Annotated in this window: 6 protein-coding genes and 1 pseudogene; 1 reads left to right on the top strand and 6 read right to left on the bottom strand. The window is 67.5% G+C overall.

What is annotated here, in order from left to right:
- The 6 genes and pseudogenes from Q0053_RS09250 to Q0053_RS09225 form a co-directional block, all read right to left on the bottom strand.
- Positions 1 to 224 (bottom strand): annotated as a pseudogene (locus Q0053_RS09250) (5-aminolevulinate synthase); the annotation flags it as partial.
- Between the two features lie 167 nt (positions 225 to 391).
- Positions 392 to 1,444, bottom strand: coding sequence for a 3-hydroxyisobutyrate dehydrogenase (gene mmsB, locus Q0053_RS09245; protein WP_298099164.1), 1,053 nt, complete (start codon positions 1,442 to 1,444; stop codon positions 392 to 394).
- Positions 1,377 to 2,150, bottom strand: a complete 774-nt coding sequence (locus Q0053_RS09240) for a methyltransferase (protein WP_298099162.1) — start codon at positions 2,148 to 2,150, stop codon at positions 1,377 to 1,379. Before Q0053_RS09240 ends, mmsB begins: the two co-directional genes overlap by 68 nt.
- Before the next feature lie 65 nt (positions 2,151 to 2,215).
- Positions 2,216 to 3,001, bottom strand: a complete 786-nt coding sequence (locus Q0053_RS09235; RefSeq protein ID WP_298099160.1) for a hypothetical protein — start codon at positions 2,999 to 3,001, stop codon at positions 2,216 to 2,218.
- Between the two features lie 58 nt (positions 3,002 to 3,059).
- Complete coding sequence (locus tag Q0053_RS09230; RefSeq protein ID WP_298099158.1) at positions 3,060 to 4,109, bottom strand: enoyl-CoA hydratase/isomerase family protein; 1,050 nt, start codon at positions 4,107 to 4,109, stop codon at positions 3,060 to 3,062.
- A gap of 24 nt (positions 4,110 to 4,133) precedes the next feature.
- A complete protein-coding gene (locus tag Q0053_RS09225) occupies positions 4,134 to 5,273 on the bottom strand; it encodes an isobutyryl-CoA dehydrogenase (protein ID WP_298099155.1) in 1,140 nt (379 codons plus the stop codon).
- A gap of 208 nt (positions 5,274 to 5,481) precedes the next feature.
- On the opposite strand from Q0053_RS09225, the gene hemB reads away from it, so the two are divergent.
- Positions 5,482 to 6,486, top strand: a complete 1,005-nt coding sequence (hemB, locus tag Q0053_RS09220; protein ID WP_298099152.1) for a porphobilinogen synthase — start codon at positions 5,482 to 5,484, stop codon at positions 6,484 to 6,486.
- Positions 6,487 to 6,488 lie beyond the last annotated feature (2 nt).

The raw sequence follows: 6,488 nt of genomic DNA, 5'->3' as shown, positions 1-6,488 counted from the left end.
TCGATCTCGGTCTGCATGGCCTCCAGCACCGCCGGGTGCTGACCCATGCCCAGATAGTCGTTCGAGCACCAGACCACCACGTCCTGCTCCGACCCGTCCTCGCGACGGCGCTTCGCCCTGGGGAACTGGCCGCGCACGCGCTTCAGGTCGGCAAAGACGCGATAGCGCCCCTCGCCCTTGACCTGCTCCACAGCGGTCTGGAATGCGGCCTGGTAGTCGAACAAGCTTGGTGGCCCCGAACGGCGCGAAATCAATGCCCGCCTGATGCGCCGATCGGTCCGATTTGTCCATGAAACGCACCGGACAAAACGCCGCAAACCCTTAATTGATAACGGTTCTCAATTTCGTTGGGCCGCGGTCAGAAGGCTCCGCCTTCCCGACCCGACGCGGCCTAGCCCTTCGGGAGCTCATCCAGCTGGCCCCGAAGCATCTGCAGGATGGCCGAGAAGTCCCGGCCGCCGTAGCCGAGCCCGTTGAACATCTGGAACAGGGCCTCGGTCTGGGCTCCCAGCGGGGTCGAGGCACCGACCTTTGCCGCTGCGTCCTGGGCCAGCTTCAGATCCTTCAGCATCATGGCCGTGGCGAAGCCGCCGTCGTAGTTGCGGTTCGACGGCGCAGTCGGCACCGGGCCGGGCCAGGGGTAGTAGGTGGTGGTCGACCAGCTCTGGCCCGACGATTTGGCGACGATGTCGAACATCTTCACCGGATCGAGGCCCAGCTTCTCGGCCAGGCCGATCGCCTCGCAGGTGCCCAGCATGGTGATGCCGAGGATCATGTTGTTGCAGATCTTGGCCGCCTGCCCTGCCCCATGGTCGCCGGCGCGGAAGGTCGCCCGGCTCATCGGCTCCAGCGCCGCCTCGATGCGGGCAAAGTCTGGCTCATCGCAGCCGACCATGAAGGCCAGGGTCCCGGCATCCGCCGCCATCGTCCCGCCCGACACCGGCGCATCGGCAAAGGCATAGCCCGCGTCCCTCGCCAGCCCGGCGACCTTGCGCGCCGTGTCGACATCGATGGTCGAACAATCGAGCAGCAGGGCCGAGGTTGGGGCCATGCCGATGATCTGTTCCGAATAGACCTTCAGCACATGCGGGCCCGCCGGCAGCATGGTGATGACGACCTCCGCGTCCTTGACCGCCTCGGCGACCGACCCGACGGACGTGCAGCCGGCAGCGGCGGCACGGTCGAGCGCATCCCGGGACAGGTCGAAAGCCGCCACGGCATGACCCGCCTTCGCCTGGTTGGCCGCCATGCCCCCGCCCATGTTGCCGAGGCCGATGAAGGCGATCCTGTAGGTCATGGCGTCCGCTCCCTGTTGGTTTTCGGGAGGGTTAGCCGGTCGCCCGCCCGGTCGCCAGCGGCGCCGGGCAGTTTTTCGATCAGGACGGCTTCCTGAATCGCAGCATGAACTGGCTGGTCCGGCCCCGAATAGTGCCGTCGAAGACATTGGCTGTCCGGGGATCGGCGGCGTTGGCGAGCAGGTCACTCTCGCCGTCCAGCACAAAGCCGGCCGCCAGAACCTCACGCTTGACCGCCTCGATGTCGATCCGGTGTACGGTGTTCGACGCCGTCAGCGGCGATCCCGCGACCGCATGGTGATCGATGATGACATAGAGGCCGCCCGGTTTCAGGGCCTCGAACACAGCCGCATTGACCCGCGCGGCGGTGTCGGCCGGAGCCATGCTCAGATGCAGGTCGTGGTAGTTCTGGGCGGTGAAGACCAGGTCCAGCCCGGCGGGGAAGTCCGGCGCGGCGATCGGCGAGCGGATCGCATCGACATTGGCCAGGGCGTCGGCCGCGGCGAGGCTGTCGCCATAGCTGGCCTGGAAGGCGATGAATTCCGCCGGCTGCCAAGCCGTAACACGACCCCGCGGCCCCACGGCGGCGGAGAAGACGCGGGTGAAATAGCCACCGCCGATGATCATGTCCGCGATCTTCTGGCCCGGCTGGACCCCGGCGAAGGCCAGGGTCTCGGCCGTATGACGCGCCGCATCCCGGGCCCGGTCGTCGGCAGGCCGGATCGGGGCAGCGAGAGCTTCGGCATAGTCGGCAGCTGTGGGCGCGGCCGGGGTCGGGGTCGCCATGAGCCCCATGCAGCCCATGGACGACAGGCTCATCACCGCCATGGCGGCCAGGATGACGGAACGGCGCATGACGGCTTCTCCCGAAGCGCCGCGCGGGCGCTGACGGCGCAGCCTAGACCGAACGGCGGTCGGCGTCAGCCGGGTTTGCGGAACCGATACACGAACCGGTCCGTGCGGCCGCGAATACCGGCATCAAAGACGCTCAGACTATGGTCGTCCGTCGGGACGCGCACCGCCGAGGTCTCGCCGTCGTAGATAAAGCCCGCAGCCTCGACCTGACGCCGCAGCTCCGCCGCCTCGATCCGGTGCAGCGTCCCCGCCACGCTGATCCCCGCACCGTCCGCCGCCTGGTGATCCAGGATGACATACAGACCGCCAGGCTTCAGCGCCGCGAACACCGCCGCATTCATGGCCGCCACATCGACGCCGAACCGGGGAATGACGAAGTCATGGTACTCCTCGCCCGTGAAGACGACATCGAGCGGTCGGTCGAAGCGCATCTCCTCAAGCTTGCCGGTCAGCCGGACGACGTTCGTATAATCCGCCGCCAGGGCGTCACCGAAGGCGTTCTCACGGGCGGCCGTCTGGTTGGGCACGAAGGCATAGGCCCGGCCCTGTTCGCCGACCATCACCGAGAACAGCCGGGTGAAGAAGCCTTCCTCGGGCCGGATGTCCGCGACCGCCATGCCCGGACGCAATCCTGTGAACTCCAGCATGGCACGGGTCTGGCGCAGGTCGTCGCGGGCCCGGTCGGCCTCGGGTCGACGGGCATCGTTCATGGCGGCTTCCACGAGGGAGGCGACGGGCGGTGGTGGCGGTGCCAGGACCTCCGGCCGGATGTCCACATACTGCGATCCGGCGCACGCGCCCAGGGACATCGCCAGCAAGGCGGCAACGCTCGCCATCAACACGGATCGCATGATCTTCTCCTCCTGCTCCGACGCAGCTACGCCCCGGAACCGCCGGCGACGCAAGCACTCAGTCCAGCGGCGTCCATGCCTGGCCCTCAGGCAGGGGCGCAAACAGGCGGTCGAGGTCGGCCTCGCTGACCCCCGACAGATCGGCCGGCACCCAGTTCGGCATGTTGTCCTTGTCGACCACCACGGCGCGGACGCCTTCCTGGAAGTCGTGGGTGCGGACCACCCGGCCGCCGAGCGCGTACTCCAGGGCCATGTTCGCGGCAAAGGACGGCTGGTTCGCACCGAGGCGCAACTGGCGCAGGGTGACCTTCAGCGACTGCGGCGACTTGGTCTTCAGGGTGGCCAGCTGGGCCGACGCCCAGTCCGAGCCATCCGCCTCAAGCGCGGCGAAGATTTCCTCGACTGTGTCGAAGGCGAACAGCCGGTCGATGGCGGCCAGATGGGCCTCGACGGGGGCCTCGCCCGGATCGGCTTCGAGGCCGTCTGCGACATCGATCGGATAGGCCGGATCAGCCGCGAGGATGAAGCGGAAGGCTTCCAGCGCGTCCGCCGGCAGATAGTGGGTATGGATGCCGAGGAAGACCGTATCGGCCGCCTTCAGCCGCGCCCCGGTCAGGGCCAGCCACACCCCGGTCTGACCCGGCAGGCGCGGCAGGAACCAGCCGCCGCCGACGTCGGGGAACAGGCCGATCCCGGTCTCGGGCATGGCATAGGTGGTCCGCTCCGTCGCGATGCGGACGTCCGCCGGTTCGCTGATCCCCACCCCGCCGCCCATGACGATGCCGTCCACGATCGCGGTGATCGGCTTGGGATAGTCGAACATCAGATGGTTCAGCCGGTATTCGACCATGAAGAAGGCCTTGGCCTCCGACGCGTCCCCTGCCCCGCTCTCGGCGATCATCCGGATGTCACCACCCGCGCAGAAGCCGCGCTCGCCGGCATGGTCGATCAGCACGGACCTGACCGCATCATCAGACCGCCAGGCCAGCAGGGCCTCGATCATCGCCTCGCACATGGCGCGGTTCAGCGCATGCAGAGCCTTCGGCCGGTTCAGGGTGATGTGGCCGACGCCGGATTCGACGCGGGTCAGGACTTCGGATTCACTCATGGCACCGCTCGTAAGGGCCGGACGCTACTGCCGCAACATTTCCCGCGCCGTGATCACGCGCATGATCTCATTGGTCCCCTCCAGAATCCGGTGCACCCGCAAATCCCGCACAATCCGCTCCAGGGGATAGTCCTTCAGATAGCCATAACCGCCGTGCAGCTGCAGGGCCTCGTCGGCGATCTGGAAACAGGCGTCGGTCGCCATGCGCTTGGCCATGGCGCACCATTTGGTCTTCTCGGGATGGTTGGTGTCGATGGCCCAGGCCCCGCGCAGCACCATCAGCCGGCAGGCCTCCAGCTGTGTCGCCATGTCGGCCAGTTTGAACTGGGTATTCTGAAAGTCAGACAAGGACTTGCCGAACTGTTTGCGCGTGGTGACATAGGCCTGGGTTGTCTCCAGCGCGAGGCGGGCCCCGCCCAGCGAACAGGCGGCGATGTTCAGCCGCCCGCCGTCCAGGCCCATCATGGCATAGCGGAAGCCGTCGCCCTCCTTGCCCAGCAGATTGGCCGCCGGGACGCGACAGTCGTCGAAGGCGACGATGGCCGTGGGCTGGCTGTTCCAGCCCATCTTCTTCTCCTGCGCCCCGAAGCTGAGGCCGGGCGTGTCCTTCTCGACCACGAAGGTCGAGATGCCCTTTGGACCGTCGCCGCCGGTGCGCGCCATGACGACATAGACGTCCGACGTCCCCGCCCCGGAGATGAAGGCCTTGGAGCCGTTCAGCACCCAGTGGTCCCCGTCCCGCTTCGCCGTGGTGCGCAGGCCCGCTGCATCCGAACCGGAGCCCGGCTCGGTCAGGCAATAGCTGGCGATCAACTCCATGGTCGTCAGCCGCGGCACATAGCGGACGCGAAGGTCGTCAGAGCCGAAGCTGTCGATCATCCAGGTCGCCATATTGTGGATCGAGATGAAGGCTGCCGTGGACACGTCGCCGCGCGACAATTCCTCGAAGATCAGCGCCGCCTCGACCCGGCCCAACGCCATGCCGCCGTGCTCCTCGGCCGTGTAGATGCCGCAGAAGCCCATCTCGGCGGCCAGACGCATCACATCGACCGGGAAATGTTTGGTCTCGTCCCATTCGGCGCTGTGCGGGGCCAGTTCGGCCTCGGCGAACTGCCGGGCTGCGTCCTGGATGGCGCGCTGGTCGTCGTTGAGGGCGAAGTCCATGGGGCGTTTCCTTGAGTCTTTGACGGGTTCTAACGGCTCGCCTCTCCCATTGGGAGAGGGCTTGAGCGCACGCCGGCGCAGCCGTCGTCCTGGCGCGAAAGGGTGAGGGGCGGCCGTCCGAGGGCGGCTTCGCCGCTTCAGCCAACCGACCCTCATCCGGCGCTGCGCGCCACCTTCTCCCAATGGGAGAAGGAAGCTACACAGCCCTATGACCCAGCCGTTCGCCCCCGCCGCCTTCCCCTACGCCCGCCCCCGCCGCCTCCGCAGCAGCCCCTGGGTGCGCCGGCTGGTGGCCGAGACGGTGCTTACGCCGGCCGATCTGGTCTGGCCGCTGATCGTCCATGACGGTGCCGAGGACCGCGTGCCCGTCGCCTCCATGCCCGGCGTCTTCCGCCTGTCCCCCCGGGCCGCCGCCGCCGCTGCCGTCGAGGCCCGCGATCTCGGCATCCCGGCCGTGGCCCTGTTTCCCAATGTCGACGGTGCGATCAAGGACGCCATCGGCACCGGCGCCACCGACCCCGACGGCCTGATCCCGGAATGCATCAAGGCCATCAAGGACGCGGCCCCGGAGATCGGCGTCATGACCGATGTGGCGCTGGACTGCTACACCGACCACGGCCACGACGGCGTGGTCGAGAACGGCCGCATCCTCAATGACGCCAGCCTCGAGCGCCTGGCGGAACAGGCCTTCATCCACGCCCATGCCGGGGCCGATGTCGTCGCGCCCTCGGACATGATGGACGGCCGCGTCCAGGCCATCCGCGAGGCGCTGGAGGCCAACAGCTTCCACGACGTCCTGATCCTGTCCTACGCCGCCAAATACGCCTCGGCCTTCTACGGCCCCTATCGCGACGCCGTCGGCTCGGCCAAGGCCCTGACCGGCGACAAGAAATCCTATCAGATGGACCACGCCAATTCCGACGAGGCCCTGCGCGAGGTGGCCATGGACATCGCCGAGGGCGCCGATGCCGTCATGGTCAAGCCCGGCATGCTCTATCTCGATATCATTCAGCGGGTTGTGACGACATTCAAAGTCCCGACCTTCGCCTATCAGGTGTCCGGTGAGTACGCGATGATGCGGGCGGCCATGGCCAATGGCTGGCTTGAGGAGGACCGCGCCATCCTCGAATCCCTGCACGCCTTCAAGCGCGCCGGCTGCGCCGGGGTCCTGACCTATTTCGCCCCGCAGGCCGCGCGGTTGATCGGGGGCTGAAG

The sequence above is a fragment of the Brevundimonas sp. genome (assembly GCF_027487935.1).
In the GTDB taxonomy this organism is placed as follows: domain Bacteria; phylum Pseudomonadota; class Alphaproteobacteria; order Caulobacterales; family Caulobacteraceae; genus Brevundimonas.
This window is presented reverse-complemented; position numbering and strand designations above follow the sequence as displayed.